Genomic DNA, 25,217 nt, shown 5'->3' with positions numbered 1-25,217 from the left:
GAACCGTCACCCGCGCGGTTCGCCGCCGAGCTGTTCGAGCGGCGGGCTGAAACCGAGCACCACGTATTCCCGCACCGACACCGTCGCTTTCCCGGCCGCGCCACACACGACGACTGCACGCACCGCCCCGGCCCGGTCGAATTTCAGCTTCGTGCCGACGGCGGCGCTGCGCAGCGCTTCCAGTTCCTCGATCCGTGCCACGGCGAGCTTGCGCACCGCGCCGGACACATAGACCGGCAGGAACACCAGTGCAATGAAGATCGACACCGCGTCCTTCGACACGCTGTCGAGCATCGGCTGACCCGACAAGACGAGCGACAGCGACGTCGCCGAGACGAAGATCGCGAGGACGGTCGCGCCCACGCCGAGCGACGAGAACCGCTCGGCTGTCTTCTTCGTGCGCGCCTTCACGAGCGCTCGCGTCGTCGGGGAGCTTATGAGCCATTCGTGTTGCGCGCCGTGGAACCCGGCGAAGCCGAGGGACAGCGTCGCGGCCGCACTGATGGCGATGCCGCTGTACAGCGCATCGACCATGACGCAGACAAATTCGAGCACGAACACGACGACCAGCGGCACCAGCAGCAAACGGAACGAATAGCCGTCGCGGCCGTGCCCGCGGATCCACCATTTCATCGGCGGCCACCGCCAGAAGCGGCTTTCCCTGTCAAACGAACGTTCTTCGTCGTCGCTCATTTCTTCACCTGTGGCGTTCTGTGCCGTTGCCCCGAACCGTCGGCCGCTCGCGCATTTTCCCAGATACGCGCGGCCTCGACGACGGGGCCCCGGAGAACGACGGCCGCGCGTCGTCGCCGGTTTCCCTTTCCCGCCCTCCATCGAATCTCCATCTTTCCGCATAAAAAAATCCATCGGGCGCACGCAGACTGCGAACCGAAAATGCGGGCCGTCGGGTGCCCGCGTCCGATGGAGTCCACATGAAGAATCAGAAACGATGCTGCCACGGCGCCGTCTGCGCGCTGGTGGCGGCGATGCTGGCGGGTTGCGGGCCCGCCGAGCAACCGGCTGCCGCACCGCCCACGCCGGTGGCGGCGATGACGCTGACCGCCTCGCGCCTCGACGTGACCGAAGACCTGCCGGGCCGCGTCGCGGCCGTGCGGATCGCCGAGATCCGGCCGCAGGTGAGCGGCATCGTCCAGCGCCGACTGTTCGAGCAAGGTACCGAAGTCCGTATCGGGCAGCCGCTGTTCCAGATCAATCCCGCGCCGTTCAAAGCCGAAATGGACACCGCCGCCGCATCGCTGCAGCGCGCGCAGGCCGCGCTTGACCGCGCAAAGGTGCAGACGGCGCGCTTCAAGCCGCTCGTCGAGGCCGATGCGATCAGCCGCCAGGTGTACGACGACGCCGTATCGCAACGCGACCAGGCCGCGGCCGACGTCGCGCAGGCCCGCGCGACGCTCGCGCGCCGCCAGCTCGACCTGAAGTTCGCGACCGTCGAAGCGCCGATCGCCGGCCGCATCGACCAGGCGCTCGTGACCGAAGGTGCGCTGGTGTCGAGCAGCGACAGCCAGCCGATGGCGCGCATCCAGCAGATCGACCAGGTCTACGTGGACGTGCGCCAGCCGGCCGCGTCGCTCGACGCGCTGCGCGGCGCGCTCGCGGCGCAGCCGCAAGCGTCGGACGCCAATGGCGTGCCGGTCGACGTGCTGCGCGCCGACGACTCGCGCTACGACGTGAAGGGCCGCATGCTGTTCTCGGGCGTCAACGTCGATCCCGGCACCGGCGACGTGCTCGTGCGCGTGCTCGTCGACAACCCGAGGCGCGAGCTTCTGCCGGGCATGTACGTGCGTGCCCGCATCCCGCGCGCGCACTACGACCACGCGCTGACCGTACCGCAGCAGGCAATCGTCCGCGCCGGCGGCAAGCCGCAGGTCTGGGTGCTCGACGCCAAGGGTACGGCCCACCTGAAGGCCGTCGAAGTCGGCGAACTGTCGAACCGCAATTACCGCATCAAGTCGGGGCTGCAGGCCGGACAGAAGGTCGTGGTCGAAGGCATGGAGCGCCTGAGCGAAGGCGCGCCCGTCGCGGCGAGCCCGTGGCAGGCGCCCACGGCGGTCACGACCGCCTCGTCGCACTGAGTCACGCGGAGCATCCAGTCATGTCTCAATTCTTCATCCGACGGCCGGTGTTCGCATGGGTGATCGCCCTGTTCATCATCCTGCTCGGCCTGATCGCGATCCCCGAGTTGCCGGTCGCGCGCTATCCGTCGGTCGCGCCGCCGACCGTCACCATTACCGCCACCTATCCGGGCGCCACGCCGCAGACGATGAGCGACAGCGTGCTGAGCCTCATCGAGCGCGAGCTGTCCGGTGTGCGCAACCTGCTGTACTTCGAATCGTCGGCCGATACCTCCGGTCAGGCGCAGATCACCGTCACCTTCAAGCCGGGCACCGATCCGGCGATGGCGCAGGTCGACGTGCAGAACAAGCTCAAGTCGGTCGAGCCGCGCCTGCCGCCCGTCGTGCGGCAGAACGGCGTGATCGTGCAATCGGCCGCCACCGGATTCCTGTTGTTCGTCGGCCTGAAGTCGGAGAGCGGCCGCTACGACGAGAACGCACTCGCGGACTACATGGCGCGCAACGTCGTCGAGGACCTGCGCCGCGTCGAGGGCGTCGGCAAGGTCCAGCTGTTCGGCTCCGAACAGGCGATGCGCATCTGGGTCGATCCGCAGAAGCTGATCACCTACGGCCTGTCGATGAACGACCTGACGACGGCCGTCAGCCAGCAGAACGTGCAGATCGCGCCGGGCAGCCTCGGTGCGGCGCCCGCGCTGCCCGGCCAGCGCGTGACGGTGCCGCTCACCGCGCAAGGCCAGCTGACGACGCCCGAGCAGTTCGCGAAGATCGTGCTGCGCGCGAACGCGAACGGCTCGAAGGTCGTGCTTGGCGATGTCGCGCGCGTCGAACTCGGCCCGCAGTCGTTCACCTTCGTCAACAGCGAAAACGGCAAACCCGCCACCTTCGCGGGCGTGCAGCTCGCGCCGGGCGCCAACGCGGTGAAGACCGCGCAGGCCGTGCGCGACCAGCTGGACATGATCGCGAAGACGATGCCGGCCGGCATGACCTACTCGATTCCGTTCGACACCGCGCCGTTCGTGAAGATCTCGATCGAGAAGGTCGTGCACACGCTGCTCGAGGCAATGGTGCTCGTGTTCCTGGTGATGTACCTGTTCCTGCAGAACGTGCGCTACACGCTGATCCCGGCGATCGTCGCGCCGGTCGCGATGCTCGGCACCTTCACGGTCATGCTGCTGACCGGCTTCTCGATCAACGTGCTGACGATGTTCGGCATGGTGCTCGCGATCGGCATCATCGTCGACGATGCGATCGTCGTGGTCGAGAACGTCGAACGCCTGATGGTGGAAGAAGGCTTGTCGCCGAAGGACGCGACGCTCAAGGCCATGAAGGAAATCACCGGCGCAATCATCGGCATCACGCTGGTGCTGACGGCCGTGTTCCTGCCGATGGCAATGTCGAGCGGCTCGGTCGGCGTGATCTATCAGCAGTTCACGCTGTCGATGGCCGTGTCGATCCTGTTCTCCGCCCTGCTCGCGCTGACGCTGACGCCGGCCCTGTGCGCAACGATGCTCAAGCCGATCGAGCATGGGCACCATGAGAAACGCGGCTTCTTCGGCTGGTTCAACCGTCGCTTCGATCGCCTGACGCAATGGTACGAGACGCGCGTCGGCCGCCTGGTCGGTCGCACCGGTCGCGTGATGCTGCTGTTCGTTGCGATCTCGATTGCGCTGGTGTTCGGCTTCCGCATGCTGCCGTCGTCGTTCCTGCCCGAGGAAGACCAGGGCTACTTCATGACCGGCTTCCTGCTGCCGGCCGATTCGACCGTCGAGCGCACGGGTGATGTGGTCAAGACGCTCGAAAAGCATCTCGCGTCGCGTCCGGCGATCCAGTCGAGCATCTCGATCATCGGCTACGGCTTCTCCGGCCTCGGTCCGAACGCGGCGCTGAACTACGCGGTGCTCAAGGACTGGAACAAGCGCGAGGGCTCGTCCTCGACCGAAGAAGCGATGCGCGCGCAGGCCGCGATGGGTGGCGTGACCGAAGGCACGGTCATGAGCCTGTTGCCGCCGGCGATCGACGAGCTCGGCACCAGTTCGGGATTCACGATGCGCCTGCAGGATCGCGCGAACCAGGGCTACGCCGCACTCAAGGCAGCCGAGGCGAAGCTGCTCGAACTCGCCGCGCAAAGCAAGGTCGTGACGGGCGTCTATCCGGACAGCCTGCCGGCCGGCACGAGCGTGAAGCTGGAGATCGACCGCGACAAGGCCGAAGCGCTCGGCGTGTCGTTCACGACCATCAGCGACACGTTGTCGGCCGCGATGGGCTCGACCTATGTGAACGACTTCCCGAACGCGGGCCGCATGCAGCAGGTGATCATCCAGGCCGATGCGCCGGCCCGCATGCAGATCGACAACGTGATGAAGCTCTATGTGCGCAATGCGGCCGGCGGCATGGTGCCGCTGTCGGAAGTCGTGCATCCGGTCTGGTCGGAGACGCCGCTCCAACTGGTGCGTTTCCAGGGCTACCCGTCCGCGCGGATCTCCGGCGGCGCCGCGCCCGGCCACTCGAGCGGCGCGGCGATGGCCGAGATGGAACGTCTGGCCGCGCAGTTGCCGCCCGGCTTCACGGTCGCGTGGACCGGCCAGTCGCTGCAGGAGCGCGAATCGGCCTCGCAGGCGCCGATGCTGATGGCGCTGTCGATGGTCGTCGTGTTCCTGGTGCTGGCGGCGCTCTACGAGAGCTGGGCGATTCCGTTGTCGGTGATGCTCGTGGTGCCGCTCGGGCTGATCGGCGCACTCGCCGCGGTGATGCTGCGCGGCCTGCCGAACGACGTGTTCTTCAAGGTCGGGATGATCACCGTGATCGGTCTGTCGGCCAAGAACGCGATCCTGATCGTCGAATTCGCAAAGCAGTTGCGCGAGGAAGGCAAGGGGCTGATCGAGGCGGCCGTGCAGTCGTCGAAGCTGCGCCTGCGCCCGATCCTGATGACCTCGCTCGCGTTCGGGCTCGGCGTGGTGCCGCTCGTCATCGCCTCCGGCGCGAGCTCGGAGACGCAGCACGCGATCGGCACCGGCGTGCTGGGCGGCATGATCGCCGCCACCGTGCTGGCCATTTTCTTCGTTCCGGTGTTCTTCGTGTTCGTGATGAGCGTGCAGGAACGTCTCTCGGCATGGCTCGCATCGGGCAGGAAGCGCGCCGCCGCCACCCACGAACAGGAAGGTTGATGTGATGCGACTGCTTATTCTCTCCGCTGCGGTGTCCGCCGCCCTCGCGCTGTCGGCGTGCTCGATCGCGCCGAAGCTGGTCAGGCCGGCGATGCCGGTGCCGGGCACCTATACGGCCGCGACCGCGGCCGCCACCGCGCAGCATGCGAACGCAGCCGACCTCGGCTGGCGCACGATGTTCGGCGATCGCCGCCTGCAGCGCCTGATCGAGCTCGCGCTCGACAACAACCGCGACCTGCGCCTCGCTGCGCTGAACGTCCAGGCGGCCGAGGCGCAGTACGGCATTCAGCGCTCGGCGCGCCTGCCGTCCGTCGGCGCCGGTGCGAGCTTCACGCGCCAGCGCACGCCGGCCAACGCCGACATGAACCCGCCCGTGCCCGAGTCGATGCAGACGCAGTACGGCGTGAACGTCGGAATCAGCGCGTTCGAGATCGACCTGTTCGGTCGCGTGAAATCACTGTCCGATGCGGCGTTCGCGCGCTACCTCGCGACCGATCACGGCCGCCGCGCCGTGCAGATCGCGCTCGTCGGTTCCGTCGCCAATGCGTACTTCGCCGAGCGCCTCGCGCAGGAACAGCGCGCGCTGTCGGAACGGACACTGAACGACTGGCGGCAATCACTCGATCTCGCACGCCGGCTCAAGCAGGCGAATCAGGCCAGCGGCGTGGACATCGCGCAGGCCGAAGGCCAGGTCGCGAGCGCCACGGCCGATCTCGAGGCGCGCTCGCGCGCCGTCGAGCAGGCGCGCAACGCGCTGCGGCTGCTGGTCGGCACCGAACTGCCGAAGGACCTGCCCGAGCCGCTGTCGCTCGAGCGCCAGCCGGTGCCGACGCAGCTGCCGGCCGGGCTGCCGTCGGAACTGCTGTACCGCCGCCCGGACATCCAGCAGGCCGAACAGGCGCTCGTCGCGGCCAACGCCGACATCGGCGCGGCGCGCGCGGCGTTCTTCCCGCGCCTGTCGCTGACGTCGACGATCGGCTTCCTGAGCCCGGCGATGGGCAGCCTGTTCGCCGGCGATCACCGTACCTGGGCGTTCGCGCCGCAGATCACGGTGCCGATCTTCGAAGGCGGCCGGCTGCGCGCCGAGCTGCGGCTGGCCGAGGTCCGCAAGTCCAGTGCGGTCGCCGAATACGAGCGCGCAATCCAGACGGCGTTCCGCGAAGTGGCCGACGGCCTCGCCGGACGCGAAACCTTCAGCCGCCAGATCGAGGCACAACGCGACGTCGTCAGGAGCGCGGAGCGCCGCACCGACCTGGTGAACCTGCGCTATCGCGCCGGCATCGAGGATCGCCTGGAGCTGCTCGATTCGCAGCGGCAACTGTATGCCGCGCGCCAGGCCTTGCTCGACCTGCGCAGCGCCGAGCTGAGCAACGCGGTCGCGCTCTACAAGGCGCTCGGTGGCGGACTGGTCGACACCGATGTCGGCCCCGCCGCCGGCGCGGCCAAGGGCTGAACGCGCGATCGTCGCCGGTGCGCCGGCGGCGACCGCGCCCGCCATACCGGCCGTGCCCGCCCGGCATCGTCCGCTCATCCACCGGTCTCCCCTTCGAGTGACGCCGATGAACCCTTTGATCCTCATTGCCGACGACGAGCCGGAAATCGCCGAGATCCTCGACGCCTATCTCGCTCATGACGGCTTTCGCACCTGCTGCGTCGGCAGCGGGCAGGCCGTGCTCGACGTGCAACCCGTGCTGAAGCCCGACCTGATCCTGCTCGATATCCGGATGCCGCAGAAGGACGGCTGGGAAGTGCTGGTCGAACTGCGCCGCCGCGGCAACACGCCGGTCGTGCTGCTCACCGCGCTCGACCGCGAAATCGATCGCTTGCAGGGGCTGCGCTTCGGCGCCGACGACTACATCACAAAGCCGTTCAACCCGGCCGAAGTAGTGGCGCGCATCCGCACGATCCTGCGCCGGCTGGACGCGGTCACGCCCGGACGCGTCATGAAGGTCGGCAACCTGGAAATCGACGCGGAGAGCTACCTCGTCAGGGTCCGCACCGAAGCCGGGGAAACCGGCGTCGCGCTGACGCTGACCGAATTCAGGCTGCTCGCGCACATGGCCGGCGCGCCGAGCCGCGTGTTTACGCGCGGCGAACTCGGCGACGCATGCCTCGCCGATGCCGACGCGCTGGAGCGCACGATCGACAGCCATATCAGCCGGCTGCGCAAGAAGCTCGAATGCGCCGGCGCGACCGGCATGCCGGAAGTGATGCGCGGCGTCGGCTATCGGCTGCGGAGTGCCCGGTGAATGCGCGTGATGAAGCGCTGCCGGGCGTTGCGCGAAGCGTCGGACTCCTGGCGAGCGCGATGGCGCTGACGATCGCGACCGGATGGTTCGTCGTCCATGGACTGATCGTCGTTGCTTCGTCTCGCGCCATCGACTCCCCGATCGCGGAGGTGATCCATGCGACGCCGAGCTACCTGCTCCTCGCCACCCTGCTGCTCGCCCGGCTGGGCTGCACGATCGTCGCGCTCGTCAAAGCGGTTCGCCGGGACGTGTCGTAATCCGTTTCGCTGCGTGCGCCGAAACTGCCGCGCGCCTGCTTCCCGGAGCAAACCGCGGCGCGCTGCATGTCAAGGCGCGCCGCTTCATGCTGCCTGCGTCATCACGCACGCGCCTTATTCCCGCGTCCAGCCGTTCTGAAAAAGCTGCCCGGCCAGCACACCGAGGCGCGACGCGAGAATATAGTTCTCGCCGTCCTCGATCAGCGCCGATCGCACGTCGCGGAACAGCTTCTCGATCGGGAATTCGCGCGTGGTCCCGTTACCGCCGAACAGCTGGAACGCCTCGTGGGTAATCTTCATCGCTTCTTCCGTCACGCTCACCTTGGCCTGCGCGGTCGCGTACGGGTGGCTCTGCGGCGACATCCGCGAGAACGCCAGACTGCGGCGTGCGATCGCGCGCGCCATTTCGAGCCGGCGCAACATCTCGCCGATGCGCAGGTGCGTCATCTGATGATCCATCAGCAGCGCGCCGCCCTGCCTGCGCTCGTGGCAATACGCGAGCGCGAGTTCGAACGCCGCGCGCGCGACGCCGACGAACACCTGGCACATGTGCGTACCCGCATACGACCACGTCGAGGCGAGATTGCCGAGATAGTCGTCCTTCAGCGCAATCGCGAAGCGCTTCGGCACCTTCACGTTGTCGAAATAGATCTCGCCCTGCGGCAGCGAGCGCTGACCGATCTTGTCGAGCGGCTTGCCGCGCGACACGCCCGGCAGGTCGAGCGGCAGGATCATCGCGATGCCGTGGGTGAACTGGCTGCGCTCGCCTTCGCCGTAGAAGCCGTCGCCATAGTCGGCCGCCATGTACGCGAGCGCGACCTGCGCAACCGAGCCGTTCGAGATCCACGCCGAACTCTGTCCGTTGATCACGATCTCGTCCGCGCCGACCTTCGCGGTCACGTTGCCGACCGGCTGCCGGCCGCGCGCGTCGAGTTCCTGCCGATACAGGATCGCCGCGTCCGACCCGCGATCGGGCTGCGTGTTCATCCAGCAGCCGACCTTGCCCGCGCACATCTCGATCAACTCCCGATTGCCGACCGTCTGCGCCATCATCAGCGGCATCGTTGCCGCACCGATCGACACCGCGAGGCCCGCGTCGCCCCAGCCGAGTTCCTCGCCGATCAACGACTCGATGCGCACCGCCGTGTCAGGCGGAAACTGCGCGATCAGCTGCGGATCGAGCCCGAGCTTCGCGCTCTCGACGATCGCCGCCCAGTACGGCGACCCGGGAGCAATCACCTCCTCCGGCGTCATTCGGTCGAGCTCGCGACCGATCGGCCGCAGCACGTCGCGCGCAAAACGGTGAACCGTATGCTGGATCGCGCTTTCCTCTTCGCCCAGCGGCGTCTCGAAGCCGGTCAGGCCGACCGCGGGCAGCGCCGCGGACTTGTTCAGACGAATCATTTCCGTTCTCCTCCTGCACTCCAGTCACGTCGACCAGGCAACAGACCCACCCGGCCGTCCCATACCTAGTAACACATACCAAACATAGGTCATCATGACAAACACAGGAAGCAAAAAAAAGACAGGGTATTCCCCTGTCTCCATGCGCGTGGCCGCTGCGGGCGCGCGCTTACTTGCCGGCCGGAACCAGCGTGCCGTACGCGATCGCGCGCGACGTCGCCGCGAAATACGCGTCGAGCGCCTGCGTGTGCCGTCCGAGGGTGCCGTACTGCATCGCGAGGCCGTCGGCCAGCGCGATGAGCATCGTGGCCGCATGCCGGCTGTCGGCCGCGCTGAAGGCGGGCGTAAGCGCACGCACCAGCTGCGCGAGGTCGCGCGTGAGCGCCGAATACCATTCGTCGCACAGCTTCATGCATTCGGCGTCGGTCGCCGCGAACGACAGGAAATGCCGGAACAGTGCGTTGTACTTCTTGTCCTTCGCATCGGTAACCGAGCGCAGGATGATCTCTTCGAACACGTCGCGCGGCGATGCATCGCTGCTGATCGCGCGCTTCATGTCGTCGAGATACGCCACGATGACCGGCTCGACGACGGCTCGCAGCACGGCGATCCGGGTCGGGAAGTAATACTGGAGATTGCTGACGCTGATCCCGGCGGCAGCGGCGACCGCGCGCTGCGAGAATTCCAGCGGGCCGCCTTCGAGCAGCAACTTGCGCGCGACGCGAATGATCGTGTTGCGTGTGCGCAGGCCCTGCGCCCGCAAACCGTCGGGGTTGCTCGCTGCTGCGGTGGCAGTCGAAGTGCGCCGCTTTCTCGTGCTGCGCTGCTCGTTGGACACTGTCATCGTGTTCGTCGTGAAGATAGCGTTTCGGCTTCGTCGAAATGGTGCTCCGTACCTTACGGAGCACCAACGACTATACCCGATGCGAGCCTCATTTTCCATCGAGGCGCCTCTCTGCCGGGCGGCCCGGCCGAATGCGCGTTCCCGCGTCGTGACGAGCGCGCGTGCCGCTACATCGACTTCGCCTTGCGGTTCACGCGCTCGTCGAGCAGGTTCGCGACGCCGAGCATCGCGCTCATCGCACACCAGCGCAGCGGCTCCGGCGGCACCGACGGCGTGCGGTGCGTCAGCGCATCGAGCAGCGGCGATCGCCCGTCGTGAATCCGCTCGGCCAGCACGCGTCCGATCAGCGACTGCGTACCGACGCCGTGCCCCGAGCAGCCGGCCGTAAAGAACACATTGCCGTGCGCGCCGCCCGCGCCGACCACCGGCAGCGCGTCGCCCGCGAACGAGATGTAGCCGCTCCAGCATGCGCGCACCGGCACGTTGCCCAGCTGCGGAAAGCGCGTCTGCAGCGCCTTGGCGAGCGCACGATACGCGTCGTCGTCGGGCACGTTGGGCGTCCGGGAACCGTACACGTAGTGCAGCCGCTTGGTGGTCAGCAACAGCGTGTTGCGCGCCGTGAGGCGGTGGCTTTCCATCGTCAGGTGCGAGGTCACGATCCCTTCGCGGTTCGGCCAGCCCAGTGCGTCGAGCTGCGCATCGGACAGCGGCTCGGTTTCGAGCGCGGACACGCGCAACGGCATAACCTTGTCGCCGAGCAGGCCGAGTTGCGGTGTATACGCATTGGTCGCGAGCACCAGCGTCGACGCGCTCGCAGTGCCGCGCGCGGTACGCACGCGCACCGTCGGGCCTTCGTCGAAGCCGAGCACCGCGGTGTTCTCGTAGAGCCTCACGCCGGCCGCAAGCGCCGCGCGCCGCAGCCCTGTCACGTACTTGCCGGGGTCGAGCGTACCGCCGCCCGGCACGTACGCGCCGAACAGGAACGCCGGCGGAATCCCGCGCGCGCGCATCGCAGCGCCGTCGAGAAACTCGGCGGGCGAGCCGAGCTCGATGCCGGTCTCCATGCTTTCGCGCAGCCGCTTCTCCTGCGACGGATGCACGCCCGCGCGGATGATGCCCGATGCACGGTAGTCGCAGTCGATCGCGTATTCGGCGAGCTTGTGCTCGACATACGCCACGCCTTCGTCGTAGAAGCCGACGATCCGCTTCGCCTGCTCGCGGCCGACGCGCTTGACGAACAGTTCGTACTCGAGTCCCTGGCCTCCAGCGAGATAGCCGGCATTGCGGCCGCTCGCGCCGAAGCCCGCGAACTCGCGTTCGAGCACGACGACGCTGGCCCCGCGCGCGGTCAGTTCCAGCGCGGTGGACAGGCCGGCAAAGCCGGCGCCGACCACGACCACGTCCGCATGCACGTCGCCCTCGAGCGGCGGCTGCACGTCGGCCGGCGCTTCGATCCAGCCACCAATCGGACGATATTTCTGCAACGCGGCGTCCGCACGGAATTCGTCGCCCCATCGCGCGAACGGGCCCGCGTCGGTCCCGGCCGCCTGCATCGACGCCGCCGCGCCGCCGGCTGCGTGCGCCGTGCTCCCCGCCGGTCCGGCCGTCGTCGTGCCATATGCGTCGCTCATGTCAGCCTCCGTCAGTTCTTGCTGAGAATGTGAATGGCCAGCGCCGCTTCCTCGATGCCCTGCAGGCCGCCGCCGTTTTCCTGGATCGCATGCCGCGCGCCCTGCACCTGACGCGCACCGGCTTCGCCGCGCAATTGCGTGACGAGTTCGTACAGTTGTCCGATGCCGGTTGCGCCGAGCGGATGGCCCTTCGATTCGAGTCCGCCCGACGTGTTGATCGGAATCCGTCCGCCGAGCGTGAACTCGCCGCGCTCCGCGGCCGGGCCGCCTTCGCCGAGCGGCACGAAGCCGAGGTTCTCCGCCTGGATGATCTCGCCCATCGCCGATGCGTCGTGCACTTCGGCGACGTCCATGTCCTCCGGCCCGAGGCCCGCCTGCTCGTACGCCTGCAGCGCAGCGAGCCGGCCGATGTGCTTGTACGGCTCGTCGATGCGACGGCGCGTGAAGCTTCGGATCACGCTCGCGGCAATCCGGATGCAGCGGCTGCGATCGGCGCCGATGCGCGCGAGCCCTTCCTCGGTACAGAGAATCGCCGCGGCCGCACCGTCGGACAGCGGCGCGCACATCGGCAGCGTGATCGGATACGTGATCGGCGGCGCCGCCAGCACCTCGTCGATCGTGAACGGCTGGCGAAACTGCGAGTACGGGTTGTGCACCGAGTGCCCATGGTTCTTCGCGGACACGGCCGCGATCTGCCGCTGCGTCGTCCCGTACGTGCGCATGTGATGCCGGCACATCGCCGCGTAGATCTTCATGAAGCGACTGTACGGACGTCCGGATTCGGAGCCGGGCGGCGGCTCGATCCCTTCGCCGAGCCGCGCGAGCGTCGCGAAGTTCTCGTCGACGCGCGCGACGTCCCAGCCGGCCTCGAACAGCGCGAACGACTTCGCCTTGTCCGCGACGTTCATCTTCTCCGCGCCGAGCGCGAGCGCGACGTCGCACGCGCCCGACTGCAGTTCGCGCACGGCCAGGTGCACGGCCGTGCTGCCGGATGCGCACGCATTCTCGACGTTGAACATCGGAATGCCGTCGAGGCCGATCTTGCTGAACACGACTTGGCCGGGAATCGACAGCTGCCCTTGCAGCGCGCCGTTGGTGATGCCGGAGTAGAACGCGGCGCGGATCGCGTCGGCATGACAACCGGCGTCGCGCAACGCACGCTGCAGCGCTTCGCGCGCGAGGTCGTCGACGCTGCGGTCGGGATGCTTGCCGAACACGGTCATCGCAATGCCGGCGATGTAGAGCTTGGTCATCGTCTGAAATCCCTGTCGATCGCGTTCAGATCCTGCGCGCCTGGCCTCGCCAGTACCGTTCGCGCAAGTCCTTCTTCAGCACCTTGCCCGCCGTGCTGCGCGGCAGCGCGGCGATGAAGTCCACGCTCTTCGGCGCCTTCACCGAGCCGAGCTGCGCCTTGCACAGCGCGATCAGTTCGTCCGCGCTCACCTGCTGGCCCGCATTGAGCTCGACGACGGCCTTCACGGCCTCGCCCCACTTCTCGTCGGGCACGCCGATCACCGCACAGTCCTGCACCGCCGGATGCGACCAGATCACCTGCTCGACTTCGCTCGGATAGACGTTGAAGCCGCCGCTGATGATCATGTCCTTCTTGCGGTCGGTGATGTGCAGATAGCCGTCGCGATCGAGGTGGCCGATGTCGCCGGTATGCAGCCAGCCGTCGACGATCGTCTCGGCCGTCTTGTCCGGCGCGCGGTAATAGCCCTTCATCACGAGGTCGCCGCGCACGCAGATCTCGCCGGTCTCGCCCTGTTTCAGCACCTCGCCGCGCTCGCCGACGATCTCGACGCGCACCAGCGGATTCGGGCGGCCGACCGATGCCAGCCGTTCGTCCGGCGCCAGCGCACCGTCGACGAAATGCTCGGCCGGCGTCAGGTACGAGATCGATGCGGGCGCTTCGGTCTGGCCGTAGCCGCCCGTCATCACCGGGCCGAATACGGCGATCGCGCGCTTGAGCTTCTCGACCGACATCGGCGCGGCGCCGTACAGGAAGTAGCGCAGCGACGAGAAGTCGACTGTCTCGATGCCGGGGATGTCGAGCAGCCGATAGATCACGGTCGGCGGCAGGAAGAACTCGGTCACGCGATGCTTGACGATCGCGCCGAGCAGCAGCGCCGGGTCGGGTTTCGGCAGCACGACGACCGTGCCGCCGCGCGCGGTGCACGGCAGCGACATCATGCCGGCGGTATGCGTCATCGGTGCCGCGGCGAGATTCACCGGCCGCGCGTTGCCGTACGACATCGCGATCATGAAGTTCGCGAAATACGTCTGGAACGAGCGGTGCGTGTTCATCACGCCCTTCGGCAAGCCGGTCGTGCCGCCGGTGGCCGACAGCGTGACGACATCGTCCATCGCATAGTCGACGACCGGCGGCGTGGCCGGCTGCCCTTCGCTCCACGTCGCCAGCGATGGCGCCCACGGCAGGTCGGCGTCGATGCAGACCCACAGCCGCACCTTCGGCAGGCTCGACCGCAGCGCATCGATCGCAGCCGCGAACGCGTGATGGAAGAACAGCACCTCGCAGTCGAACGCGTCGAGCGCGTACTGGTTCTCGGCCGGCGCATTGCGCCCGTTGACCGGGATATACGCGAGCCCTGCTCGCCACATGCCGAGCGCGCAGCACCACCCGGTTACGTCGTTGTCCGCCCACACCGCCGCCTTCGCTTCCTTTGCGAAGCCGGCGGCGAGCAGTCCGTTCGCGATGCGGCACGACAGCTCGCCGATTTCCTGAAACGTGTAGCTGCGCTCGTCCTGGATGTATGCGATGCCGTCGGGATTGATGCGCCACCCGCGGTCGTAGAAATCGATAATGGCCATGTCAGGTGTTCCGTTGAATGGGGTTCGGCACCGCGGTCGCCGTCACAGTTGCGTGATGGTCGCGCGTGCGAGCCCGCGCTGTTCGAGGAAGCCGAGCAGGTAGCGATGGCCGAACGCCTTCGAGCCCGATGCGAAGCCCGTGCGCGCGACATCGCCGTCGAGCAACTTGAGCACGCCGGCCGTATGGATCGCACCGGTCGAGATGTACGGCGTGATGCCATGCACGGTCGCGCGCACCGAGGCGAGCTGGCCGCGGCCGATCGCGAAGTCGACGCTGCGCTGGATCGTCGTGCGCTCGCGCGGCGGCATCGTCGGCGTGGTCGACGCGACGACCTGCTTCAGCACCTCGTCCTGCTGCTCGCGCGGCAGGTGCTTGTATTCGGCCTCCCACTTCTGCCCGAACTGGTGCACGAGCTTCATCACGTTGTTGTCGTAGAAGCCCACGCAGGAGATGCAGCTGCGCACGCGCGGATCGCGCTCGAAGTAGACGGGCAGCGAGGTGCCGCCCCACGGCAGGCAGAACACCGGCTGCATGAGTTCGGGCGTCGCGACCGTGAACGACGCGTCCGGCGCGTGCGGCACGAGCGCCTTCTCCCACAGGTAGCAGGACTCGTGGCGCGCACCGTCGAAGATTGTCGCGGTCGAACCGATGCTCACGCCGGCCGCACCGCGTGGCCCGCGGGTCAGCGTGGCCGTCTCCAGCGCGTCGATGCCCGGCGTTTCGAGCGCGAGTTCCGCGGCGATCTCGGCGAACGTGTACATGTACGCATTCGACGACGACACCAGCAACCCGGCCTGGCGATACAACTCGCCGAACTGGTCGCGCACCTGCCGGATGTACGACTGCTCGCCGGTCGTATCGAGATGGTGGCAGCCGGCCTTCAACGCGGCCTCGACGCCGACGAGCCCGAAGCTCGAGAACGGCCCGACGGTGTTGCAGACCACCTTCGCGCCGCGAAACGCGTTCACGAGTGCATCGACGTCGTGCTCGGCTTCGATGAGTTCGTATTGCGCGGATTCGAGGCGCACGACGCGCTGCGCCATCATTTCCTTCGCGCGGCCCGCGTTGCGCGCGACCGCCGTGAACGGGATGTTCTGGTCGATCAGCCAGTCCATGATCAACATGCCGGTGTAACCGCTTGCGCCATAAACGACGACGGGATGCTTGGCCATGCTTGTCTCCTGAAACGTAAGTTGTCGAAAATCGGTTCGGCCGGCCGGCCACTACTGCTGCTTCACACTCGCGTACTCTTTATAGAACACGTTACCAATCTTAGGTCACTATGACAAAGTAGTGAGCAAAGAAAAAGGCAGGGTATTCCCGGCCCCGACATGCCGTCCGCATCATCGGGACGAGCCGCCTGTGCCGCCCGCGCCGTCCGGCGACAGGGCGGCCAGATAGTGCGCAATCGCGCGCCGGTCGTCGCCCGACAGCGTCGCGACCACGCCGTTCATCGCGCCGGTCGGATCGTGGCGCCGGCCCGAGCCGAATGCCGCCAGCTGGGTCTCCAGGTAAAGCTGACCCTGACCCGCGAGGCGAGGCACGTGATCCTTGCCCTCCAATGTCGCACCGTGGCAGGCCTGGCAACTTCGCGCGGCGACCAGCGCCATCCCGCGCCTGGCAAGCGCCTCGTCCGCCGGCACCGCCTCGTTGCGTGCGGGCGCCTGCCGCGCGAAATAGGTCGCCAGTGCGTCGATCTTCGCGTCGTCGAGTTCGCGCGCGAGCGGCCCCATGTACGCATTGGGGCGCGTGTCGTTCGCGAACGCGCGCAGCTGCGCGGCGATATAGCTTGCGGGCTGCCCCGACAGCGACGGATACCACGCGTTGCGCGACTGCCCGCGAGGGCCATGGCAGAACGCGCAGGTCTCCTGCGGTTGCGGCCACGCGCCGCCATTGGTTCTGTCCGCGTCGCCGATCGCGGCCATCGCCTTCTGATAGCGCATGCCGTCGAGCAGATCGGGACCGTACATCGTGCCGGCCGTCGCGACGCCCGCGATCACCACCACCGCGCCGATCACCCAGGTTCGTTTCATTCAGGCCTCCGCGCCGCGCCCGGCCAGCTTGCCGAGCGCCTGCAGTGCCGCGCGATGCCCCGAACGCACCGCACCGTCCATCGCGCCGGCCCACAGATCGGCCGTCTCGGTGCCCGACCAGATCAACCGGCCGGCCGCCGGACGCAGGAACTTGCCCCATTTCGTCCAGAAGCCGGGTGGCAGCGGATGGATGCACTGAAGTGTCCAGGGATCGACGCGGCCCCAGTCGTAGTCGTGGAACTGGGTCGGATGCAGCGCCTTGTCGCCGAGCGCGCGTGCGAACACGGCCGAGAGCGCCCGTTCGGCAGCCTTCGGCTCCGCGGGCAGCGCGCCCGGTGCGACGAACGCGGCGAGCACGCCGACCGAACCGTCCGGCGGCGAATTGTCGTACGCCATGAAGACCGGACCGCCCACCTCGAAGATCTGGCCGTTATAGCCGTCGTCGCGCCAGAACGGCCGGTCATAGACATGCACCGTCTTGCGCATCGGCGCATTCGCGGGCCAGTTGCGCTGCAGTTGCGCGCGGCCGGCCGGCAGCGGCGGATCGAACACGATCTGCTCGCAGAGCGCCGGGTTGAGCGCGACAATCACGCGTCGTGCGCGGAACACGCCGCGATCGGTCTGCACGTCGACGACGTCGCGATTCCAGCCCGAGATCCTGCGCACCGGGCAGGACAGGCGCACCTTCGTGCCGAGCTCGCTCGCCATGCGCAGGCTCAACACCTGCGAACCGCCGACGAAGCGCGTTTCCTGTGCACCGCCCTTGGTCGACTCGAGCTTCGCGTAGTCGCAGTCCGCACTGTTGATCATCGACAGGTAGTGCAGCAGCCCGAGCTGCGCCGGTGCGCCGCCGAGCGACAGCTTCGCCGCAAGGCCGAGGAAGTAGCCATCTTCGTAGGTCACGCCCTGTCGCAGCAGCCAGTCGCCGTAAGTCAGCTTGTCGAGTTCGGCCGCGTGCTGCGCAGTCCACGGCTCGCGCGACGGCACGCCGCGCGCGAGCGCGCCGAGCTTCGCGCCGATCGCGTCGTCGCCGCCGGAGCCGCCGTGGAAATCCTGCGCGACACGCGTGTCGCCGGCGAGCACGACCGTCCTGCCTTCGTAGAAGGTGGGGAACGTGTCGACACCGAGTTCCCTCGCCAGGTCGGCAATCGCCGTCTGACCGGGGCCGATCCACTGGCCGCCGGCTTCCGAGACGACACCGTGCCCGAGGTCGTGGTTGTAGGTACGCCCGCCGACGCGGTCGCGCGCCTCGACGACGACGAACGCGTCGCAGCCGGCGCGCGTCAGGTCGCGTGCGGCGGTGAGCCCCGCGAGCCCGGCGCCGACGATCACGACGTCGAGCACGCCGCCCGCGGCTGCGGCAGCGGTCGCACCTTGCGCGAACGGGATCTCTGCGGCCGCGAGCGATGCGGCGCCCGCCGCCGCGACACGCAATATCTGGCGCCTGGCCTGCGGATCCGGCCGGTGCTTGCTGTTCATGTCGAACGCTCCATCTTTCGTTGCTCTTTCAGTCGCAGATTCATTTCATCGTGCAGCCAGCACGCCATCCTGCGAAAACAGGATCGGCTTGCCGCGCGCGTCGATCAGTGCGGCGGTCAGCGTCGCGCGATCCTCGCGCTGCGCCACCTCGACCGGACCGCCGGCAACGCGCTGCGCGAGTGTCAGCCCGTCGAGCCCGACGCCGACCAGCCCGCCGCCGGTCGCGACGAGATCGGTGATCGAGCTGCGCGTGCCCGTGTTCAGGGCGGCCCACGTCGCACCGCCGTCGCGGCTCTCGAACAGGCTGCCGAGCAGGCCGCCGACCACGAGCCGGCCGTCGGGCATCGCAACCCCGGACCACAACGTGCCTTTGCCGCCGGTCGGCAGATAGGACCAGTTCGCGCCGGCATCGACGGACTTGAGCACCATCCCCTGTTCCGACACGATGTAGAGCGCATGCGCGGCATCGGCGAACACGTGGTAGAGGTTGCGGTCGGCCTTGCCGCCGCCGGGCGGCTTCGGCAGCGTCGTACGCGTCCAGGTCCGGCCGCCGTCGTGGGTCTGCAGCATCAGCGACCACAGTCCGACGGCGATGCCGTCCTGCGCGCTCGTGAACAGCACGGAGAACAGCGGCTGGTCGACCGACGTATCGAGCCGTTGCGTGACCCACGTATCGCCGCCGTCGTCGGTCGCGAGAATCGCGCCCCACTGGCCGACGGCCCAGCCGCGCTTCGCGTCGACGAACGACACGGCCGACAGCGTCGCCGACACCGGCACGCGCCGCGCCTGGCGCCAGGTGTTGCCGTCGTCGTCCGACAGCAGCACGATGCCGTGCTCGCCGACCGCGACGATCCGCGCACCGGCGCGCGTCGCGTCCGTCAGCATCATGTGCGTCGGCACGGCCCATGCATGGGCGGGCTTCGCGGCCCAGGCCGCGACGGTACCTTCCGGTGGTTGCGCGAACGCCGCCGCGGCAGCGCAGAGCGCGGTACAGGCAACGAGCATCTTGATCATGGTGAGTCCCTGTGGTGGTGTATGCGGACGTCAGTGATTGAACAGATCCGACCAGCCGGCATGCGCTACGCCGAGCACCACGATGGGCGGCGTGTCGGCAGCCTGCCGCTCCGCGCTGCCGTCGTTCGGCAACGGGGCACGTTCCGGTTCGGCGGCCGTGGCGTGATGCACGACGACGCGTCCGGCATCGGTCGCGAATGCCCGAGCCGGCGCAGGCCGGCCCGCGACCGATGCGGAAAATCGCGGAACGGCAATCGCCGCGATGCCGAGTACGGCGCAGACAGCGAGCGTCTTGACCATGGCTGAATCTCCGTCGGAATGTTCGTGCGCGTCAGTGACTGAACAGGCCTGGTGCGCGCGCGGGCTTGCGACGCGGGAACCAGCGTTCGAGCAGCGACGCGAGCGCGGGCAACGCGGTCATCGCCATCACGAGGTTCACGACGAACATGAACGCGAGCAGCTTGCCCATGTCGGCCTGGAACTTGAGCGCGGAGAAACTCCACGTTGCGACGCCGATCGCCAGCGTGATCGCCGTGAAGATCGTCGCGACGCCCACTTCGAGCATGGCGTGCCGGACGGCCTCCACGATGTCCTGCCCGCCCGCGAGATGCACCTGCAGCCGGTTGTAGATGTAGAACGCGTAGTCGACGCCGATGCCGACGGCGAGCACCATAACCGGCAACGTTGCGACGGTCAGCCCGATCTGCAGTTCCTTCATGAACCAGTAGCCGATGAAGGTCGCGACCGACAGCGGCACGCAGCAGGCGAGCATCGCGCGCCAGTCGCGATAGGCGAGAAACACGAGGATCAGGATCGCCGCGTACACGTAGAGCATCATCGGCAGCTCGCTCTTCGCGACTTCGTCGTTCGTGGCAGCCAGCACGCCCGCGTTGCCGGCCGCGAGCCGGATCGTGATGCCCGGGAACGAATGCGTCGCGCGGTACTGCTTCACGTCGTCGAGGATCCGGTTGATCGTCGTCGCCTTGTGGTCGGTCAGGAACAGGTGCACGGCCGTCATCCCGCAGTCGCGGCTCATGAAGCCTTTCACGCGCGACACATCGACCGACACCGCGCCGTAGTTCTCCGCATCGATCGGCACGACGTTCATCTTCGGGTAGTCCTCGTTGTAGCCCTGGTTGTAGGTGCGCAGCATCGCCGAGTACGACTGCACCGACACCACGCCCGGCTCGGTGCGCATCGCGGCCGAGAAGTCGTCCTCGTAGAGGCCGACCGCCGGGTTGTCGCATGCCTTGCCGCTCGATTCGATCGCGGCCGTCAGCCAGTCGAGGCCCATGTCGTAGTGGCCGGCGATCGACGTCGCGTCGCGGTTGAAGCGTGCGTCGGCGCGCAGCTCCGGCGCGCCCGGCTGCAGCGTGCCGATCACGCGATCGCGGCTCTGCCATGCGGCGAGCGCGAAGATCGCGACGGTCAGCGCGACGGTCAGGCCCGCGTACCGCGGCTCGGCCACCCGCGCCAGCGCGCGCAGCGGCTTCGCGCGCTGCTGCGCGCGCTTCAGCGCGTTGTCCGCATAGGCCTTCGTGAAGTTGAAGCAGGAGGCCGCGACCGGCAACAGGATCAGGTTCGTGACGATCTTGTATGCGACGCCGAGCGACGCCGTGATCGCGAGCTCGCGCACCATCGGGATCGGAATCAGCAGCAGCGTGACGAACGACACGAACGCGGTGACCAGCGCGAGCACGCCGGGGATCAGCAAGCCGTTGAAGCTGTGGCGCGCCGCATCGAACGAACTCTGCCCGTGCGCGATCTCGCGCACGATGAAGTTCACCTGCTGCACGCCGTGCGACACGCCAATCGCGAATACGAGGAACGGCACCAGCACCGCAAGCGGATCGAGGCCGAAGCCGAGCAGCTTCAGCGTGCCGAACTGCCACACGAGCGACGTCAGCGAACACGCGATCAGCAGCACGGTGAAGCGCACCGAATGGCAGTACCAGTACACCGCGAGCGTGGTCAGCAGCAGCGCGACCGCGCAGAAGCCGAGCACGGCCGTCGCGCCGTCGGCGATGTCGCCGATCTGCTTCGCGAAGCCGATGATCTGGATCTCGTAGCCGGCATCCTCGAACGGCTTGCGCACCTTCTGTTCGAGCAGATGGTTGAACGCGACGTAGTCGAGCACCTTGCCGGCGCTGTCGCGCTCGTTCAGCTCCGCCGTGATCATCGCGCTGTCTTCGTTGTGCGACACGAGCGTGCCGACGTAGCCGCCGAGCGTGGTCGCGCGGCGCACGGCGGCGACGACGCCCGGCGTCAGCTGGTCGGGCGTGACCATGCCGGGAATGATCGGCTCCGCGCGAAAGCCTTCGTCGGTCACTTCGTTGACGAACGCGTTCGGCGTCCACAGCGAACGCACGCCGATGCGGTCGACGTTCGGCAGATACGTGACGGCCTGCGTGACGTCGTACAGCCGCGTCAGCCCTTGCTTCGTCCAGATCGACCCGCGTTTGGCCCGCACGACCACGGTGACCCGGTTCGCGCCGAGCAGGTCGTTGCGATACTGCTGGAACGTGCGGATGTACTCGTGTCCGATCGGCATCTGCTTTTCGAAGCCGGCGTCCATGCGCAGCTGTACCGCGAACACGGCCATCGCGACGGTAAACAGGGCGATCGCCGCGAGCACGATCGCGCGATGACCGAAAAAGAGCCTTTCCAGGCGGCTGACCAGACGATTGAGCACGACATAACCCCTTGATGATTGGCGGCGGCGCACGGCGCGCGCCGCCCGTAAGCACATCGGCATCAGAAATTCCGCGTGACGAACAGCCCGACGAAATTCCGGTCCGCGTACGGCTGCCCCACCGTGTTGTGGCCGCCGAAGAACGCGGTGAAGTTGATGCCCGCCTGCCAGTTCGGCGGGTTCTGGTTGAACAGCACGTAGACGTTCACCGACTTGGCGCCCTGCATGTAGTTCGCGGTGAAGGTCGGCGTGTAGCCGTACAGGCCGTCCGAGAAGGTCACGCCAGGCGTGACCTGCCAGCCCGGAATCAGCGTGCCGTCATAGGTCCAGTTGAAATCGATCGTCGCGCCGACCGAGCTCGCGGTGCCCTGGCCCATCCCGATCGGATAGCCGAGCGCAGAGCCGTTGTTCAGCCACGGCAGGTAGCCGGCCTGCGGCACCTGGGTAACGGTCTGCCCGTCGATCGTGCGCGTGACGCCGCTCGCGCTCAGTCCGGGGTAGTAGATCCAGGTGAGTTCCCACGTGAGCGCGGCCGAATCGGCGCCGAGCCACTTCAGGAACGGATACTCGCTGCGCGTGAGGGCGAGCAGCCCGTTGATGTCGTACTGGAATTTCTTCTTGTCGACCCACTGCGAACAATTGATGCCCGCCACGCCGTTCGTATTGACGTCGAGCGGGCCGCCCGCGCCATAGCAGCTGGACAGCGCGACGGCGTCGCGCGGCCGGTACGACAGCTCCGTGCCGATCGCCCACGGGCCCAGCCCGAAGTTCGCGCTGACGCCGAACAGCTGGCGCCGGCCGAGATACGACCATTGCTCGGTGCCGTTCGCGAGCGACGCGAGCACCGGGGATTTGTCGGTGTAGTTCAGGTAGTAGAACGCGAAGTTCGCGTCGAACGAGCGCGGCGAATAATTGAACTTCACGCCGAACTGCGGCCGGTATTTCGCCGGCAGGTTCGTGACCGACGGCAGGCCGATGTCGTTGAAGGGCGGCCCCGCGTAGTCGCCGTTCACGAGGCCGTTCTTGATCGCGTTCAGCGTGCCCTGATTGCCTGCCGCCGCGCCGCCGCCGATCGCGTTGGCGATCGAGCCCGCACTCGGTCCCGTCACGTTCAGGTTGCCCGTGTTCAGCGTGAACGGCTCCGCGCCGCGACCGAAGCCGTTCGTCACCGACCAGTACGAGCCGACCGGCGGATAGCGGTTGCCGTTCCACTGAAACTGGTAGTAGGCCTCGGTGCTGAACCCGTGCGACAGATCGGCCGCCATGCTCACCATCGGCGCGGGCAGCAGCGCCTGCTTGAGCTGCGAGCCGGGAATCAGCAGCTTCTGCACGTCGACCGAGTTGGTCGCGTTGATCCCGCTCTGCGCGAACATGCTCTCGCCCCAGTTGATCACCTGGTTGCCGAGCCGCACGTGCGCGTTGCGCCCGGCGATCGTGAAATCCTTCTGCGCCCACAGGTCGAGCAGCTGCGCGTTGTAGACCACCTGGGCCGAGGCGGTGCTCGACAGCGGCGTTCTCGCCGTATTGCCGGCGAGGAAGTCGTACATGCCGGTGCCGCGCACCATGAACTTCAACCCTTCGCTCGGCATCTTCAGCAGCAGTTCGCTGGTCGCGCTGACGTAGGTGCTGAACGGCTGGCCCTTGCGGTAGTTCAGGTCGCCGTTGTCCGCGTAGCCCCACTGGTTCGTGTTCGCGGCCGCGCCGCAGCCGTAGGCGTTCGGGTCGCCGGTGAGCGAGCAGCTCGGGCTCTTGGTGCGGATGCCGGCGCCTGCCGTCAGGTTCGTCACCCACGATCCCTGCAGGTCGCCGATGCCCGTCGTGAAGTCGTAAGCGTACGCACCCGATGTCGCGGCGCCCGCGAGCGCGATCGACATCGTAGTATTCCTGATCAACCTTGCCGATTCCATGGTCCGTCTCCTCCCCTGTCCGACGCCGGCGCACGTTCGTTGCGCACGCCGGTCCGTTGACGTTCAGCCTGCGGCGCTCACCGTTCGCTCACCGAGCGCAGCGATTCGGCCGTGTAGAAGTCCTGCCTGAAGCGCGGATCGTCGGCCTGCTCGAGCCAGCGGACATCCTTGCCCTGACCGATCGACGACGCGTCGAACACGTAGCGGCCGTTGTTCATGTCGTACTGCGCGAGCGGTTCGTTGTCGCAGGTGCCGCCCAGTTCCCACACGGGAATCGGGTAGCTTTCCCGCACCTTCCAGAGCTTGCCCTGCGCGTCGTAGTCCTCGCCGACGAGCGCGAGCCAGCTGTCCTCGTCGAGATAGAACACCTTCTTCGACGCGACATGCCGCGCGCTCGGCTTCAGCGACGCCTCGACGACCCATACGCGGTGCGTCTCGTAGCGCCGGTTCGCAGCCGCGATGCCGTCCGGCGTCGCGACGTCGTGCAGCTTGCTCTTGAACCGGTACATGCCGAACGCGTTGTACGGGACGATCATTTCCTTCTTGCCGACGAGCTTCCAGTTGAAGCGATCGAGCGAACCGTTGATCATGTTCCCTTCGTCGATCAGGTACTGGTTTTCGAAGCCGATCAGCGGCGCGTCGTGCGTGTACGCCGGCATGCGTCGCACGCGGCGCTGGCCCGGGAAGTAGTAATACGTCTCCGACGGCTTGTCGAAGTACTGGCGCTGCACGAACGCCTGGCCGGCCAGCGCGGCCGGCGAGTTCATCTGGAAGTAGACGGCTGCGCTGAGCTGGTCGACGTCCTGCGGAGAGCGCTTGCCGAGCTTGCCCGACGGGAAATAGAGCGTCTGCGGGCCGACCGCGTCGATCCATTCGCTGCTGCCCGGACGCGGCGACACGGTCGTCGCGACCTGCGCCCAGTCGACGCCTTCGCCGCGATAGCGCATCTCGTAGTTCAGGATCGCCTCGATCCCGCTCTTCGGCTGCGGAAACGGCACGCCCGGCAGCACGGCCGCCGCGAGCGCGTCGCCGGCCGAGCCGAGCTTCGCGGCCGTCTGGTTCGCCTTCGAGTTCTGCTCGACGACGTCCGGCAGCTGGCACTCGCGATGGGATGGATAGACGTCCATCCGGTAGCCCTTCTTCTGCTTGATCAGCGCGACCTGCCCAGGCGACAGCTTGTCCTCGTACTTGTCGACGTTCGCCGCATCGATCGAGTACAGCGGTTTCTCGTTGCGATGCTTCCAGAAGTCGGCGCGCACCTTGCCCCACTCCCAGCCGGCGTCGGGCGCCTGTTTGCCGGCGTAGGCCGGCACCGCGCCGTCCTTGCTCGCCGAGCGGTCGGCGCCGGCCGGCGTCAGGTCGTCCGCCGCGACGGCGGTGCCGATCGCGAGACATGCCGCGGCCGCGAGTGCGGACACGGTCCAGATTCGATGCTTGCTCATCATGGTTCTCCTTCCCACCGCGCGTTCGATCGCCCGTCATGGGCTTCGCGCCATCACTTCGTCCGCTTTCGTCGCACGACGATCGCGTCGCTCCCTGAGAGCGGCCGTCCGCAGCGACGGCCGGCCGCCTGCCCGTTTCGATACCCTTTCGTCATTCGATCAGGACTGCGATTCG

The 25,217-nt window shown here is 67.6% G+C and carries 19 protein-coding genes; 5 read left to right on the top strand and 14 right to left on the bottom strand.

The window, feature by feature from the left end; genetic code table 11:
- Window positions 1–6: 6 nt before the first annotated feature.
- Window positions 7–693 carry a hypothetical protein gene (locus WS57_RS18945; protein ID WP_069244717.1) on the bottom strand — a complete coding sequence of 229 codons (687 nt, stop codon included), beginning with the start codon at window positions 691–693 and terminating at the stop codon, window positions 7–9.
- Window positions 694–932: 239 nt separating this feature from the next.
- Here WS57_RS18945 and WS57_RS18940 point away from each other — a divergent pair, with 239 nt between their 5' ends.
- The 5 genes from WS57_RS18940 (at window position 933) to WS57_RS18920 (ending at window position 7,763) form a co-directional block, all read left to right on the top strand.
- Window positions 933–2,093 carry an efflux RND transporter periplasmic adaptor subunit gene (locus WS57_RS18940; RefSeq protein WP_069244716.1) on the top strand — a complete coding sequence of 387 codons (1,161 nt, stop codon included), beginning with the start codon at window positions 933–935 and terminating at the stop codon, window positions 2,091–2,093.
- 20 nt (window positions 2,094–2,113) lie between these two features.
- Window positions 2,114–5,257, top strand: coding sequence for a multidrug efflux RND transporter permease subunit (locus WS57_RS18935; protein WP_069244715.1), 3,144 nt, complete (start codon window positions 2,114–2,116; stop codon window positions 5,255–5,257).
- A gap of 4 nt (window positions 5,258–5,261) precedes the next feature.
- Window positions 5,262–6,710: an efflux transporter outer membrane subunit gene (locus WS57_RS18930; RefSeq protein WP_069245455.1), complete on the top strand. Its 1,449-nt coding sequence runs from the start codon at window positions 5,262–5,264 to the stop codon at window positions 6,708–6,710.
- Between the two features lie 106 nt (window positions 6,711–6,816).
- Complete coding sequence (locus WS57_RS18925; RefSeq protein WP_009693174.1) at window positions 6,817–7,506, top strand: response regulator; 690 nt, start codon at window positions 6,817–6,819, stop codon at window positions 7,504–7,506.
- Complete coding sequence (locus tag WS57_RS18920) at window positions 7,503–7,763, top strand: hypothetical protein (protein WP_009693175.1); 261 nt, start codon at window positions 7,503–7,505, stop codon at window positions 7,761–7,763. The genes WS57_RS18925 and WS57_RS18920 overlap by 4 nt, the downstream gene beginning before the upstream one ends.
- A 114-nt stretch (window positions 7,764–7,877) precedes the next feature.
- Here the strand turns inward: WS57_RS18920 and WS57_RS18915 are convergent, their stop codons facing one another.
- The 13 genes from WS57_RS18915 to WS57_RS18855 form a co-directional block, all read right to left on the bottom strand.
- On the bottom strand, window positions 7,878–9,167 hold the full coding sequence (locus WS57_RS18915) for an acyl-CoA dehydrogenase family protein (protein WP_059600680.1): 1,290 nt from the start codon (window positions 9,165–9,167) through the stop codon (window positions 7,878–7,880).
- Between the two features lie 169 nt (window positions 9,168–9,336).
- On the bottom strand, window positions 9,337–10,011 hold the full coding sequence (locus WS57_RS18910; protein WP_196494536.1) for a TetR/AcrR family transcriptional regulator: 675 nt from the start codon (window positions 10,009–10,011) through the stop codon (window positions 9,337–9,339).
- A gap of 167 nt (window positions 10,012–10,178) precedes the next feature.
- Window positions 10,179–11,642 (bottom strand): NAD(P)/FAD-dependent oxidoreductase, encoded by a 1,464-nt coding sequence (locus WS57_RS18905; RefSeq protein ID WP_069244714.1) that lies wholly within the window; start codon window positions 11,640–11,642, stop codon window positions 10,179–10,181.
- Window positions 11,643–11,653: 11 nt separating this feature from the next.
- Window positions 11,654–12,895 (bottom strand): thiolase family protein, encoded by a 1,242-nt coding sequence (locus WS57_RS18900; RefSeq protein ID WP_060336726.1) that lies wholly within the window; start codon window positions 12,893–12,895, stop codon window positions 11,654–11,656.
- Between the two features lie 25 nt (window positions 12,896–12,920).
- Complete coding sequence (locus WS57_RS18895; RefSeq protein WP_069244713.1) at window positions 12,921–14,474, bottom strand: AMP-binding protein; 1,554 nt, start codon at window positions 14,472–14,474, stop codon at window positions 12,921–12,923.
- Between the two features lie 42 nt (window positions 14,475–14,516).
- Window positions 14,517–15,647 (bottom strand): saccharopine dehydrogenase family protein, encoded by a 1,131-nt coding sequence (locus tag WS57_RS18890; RefSeq protein WP_059517601.1) that lies wholly within the window; start codon window positions 15,645–15,647, stop codon window positions 14,517–14,519.
- Between the two features lie 171 nt (window positions 15,648–15,818).
- Window positions 15,819–16,508, bottom strand: coding sequence for a c-type cytochrome (locus WS57_RS18885; RefSeq protein ID WP_009687097.1), 690 nt, complete (start codon window positions 16,506–16,508; stop codon window positions 15,819–15,821).
- Window positions 16,509–17,987 (bottom strand): flavin monoamine oxidase family protein, encoded by a 1,479-nt coding sequence (locus WS57_RS18880; protein ID WP_059517605.1) that lies wholly within the window; start codon window positions 17,985–17,987, stop codon window positions 16,509–16,511. It lies immediately after the preceding gene.
- Between the two features lie 45 nt (window positions 17,988–18,032).
- Window positions 18,033–19,001 carry a WD40/YVTN/BNR-like repeat-containing protein gene (locus WS57_RS18875; protein WP_059517607.1) on the bottom strand — a complete coding sequence of 323 codons (969 nt, stop codon included), beginning with the start codon at window positions 18,999–19,001 and terminating at the stop codon, window positions 18,033–18,035.
- A 30-nt stretch (window positions 19,002–19,031) separates the two neighbouring features.
- Window positions 19,032–19,301, bottom strand: coding sequence for a hypothetical protein (locus WS57_RS18870; protein ID WP_069244712.1), 270 nt, complete (start codon window positions 19,299–19,301; stop codon window positions 19,032–19,034).
- A gap of 31 nt (window positions 19,302–19,332) precedes the next feature.
- Window positions 19,333–21,693 (bottom strand): efflux RND transporter permease subunit, encoded by a 2,361-nt coding sequence (locus WS57_RS18865; protein WP_069244711.1) that lies wholly within the window; start codon window positions 21,691–21,693, stop codon window positions 19,333–19,335.
- Between the two features lie 62 nt (window positions 21,694–21,755).
- The gene (locus WS57_RS18860; protein WP_059517614.1) at window positions 21,756–23,600 is read right to left on the bottom strand and encodes a DUF1302 domain-containing protein; all 1,845 of its coding nucleotides are present in this window, start codon (window positions 23,598–23,600) and stop codon (window positions 21,756–21,758) included.
- A 77-nt stretch (window positions 23,601–23,677) separates the two neighbouring features.
- Window positions 23,678–25,045: a DUF1329 domain-containing protein gene (locus tag WS57_RS18855; RefSeq protein WP_059517615.1), complete on the bottom strand. Its 1,368-nt coding sequence runs from the start codon at window positions 25,043–25,045 to the stop codon at window positions 23,678–23,680.
- Window positions 25,046–25,217 lie beyond the last annotated feature (172 nt).

The organism is Burkholderia pseudomultivorans, from assembly GCF_001718415.1.
Lineage (GTDB): Bacteria > Pseudomonadota > Gammaproteobacteria > Burkholderiales > Burkholderiaceae > Burkholderia > Burkholderia pseudomultivorans_A.
This window is presented reverse-complemented; position numbering and strand designations above follow the sequence as displayed.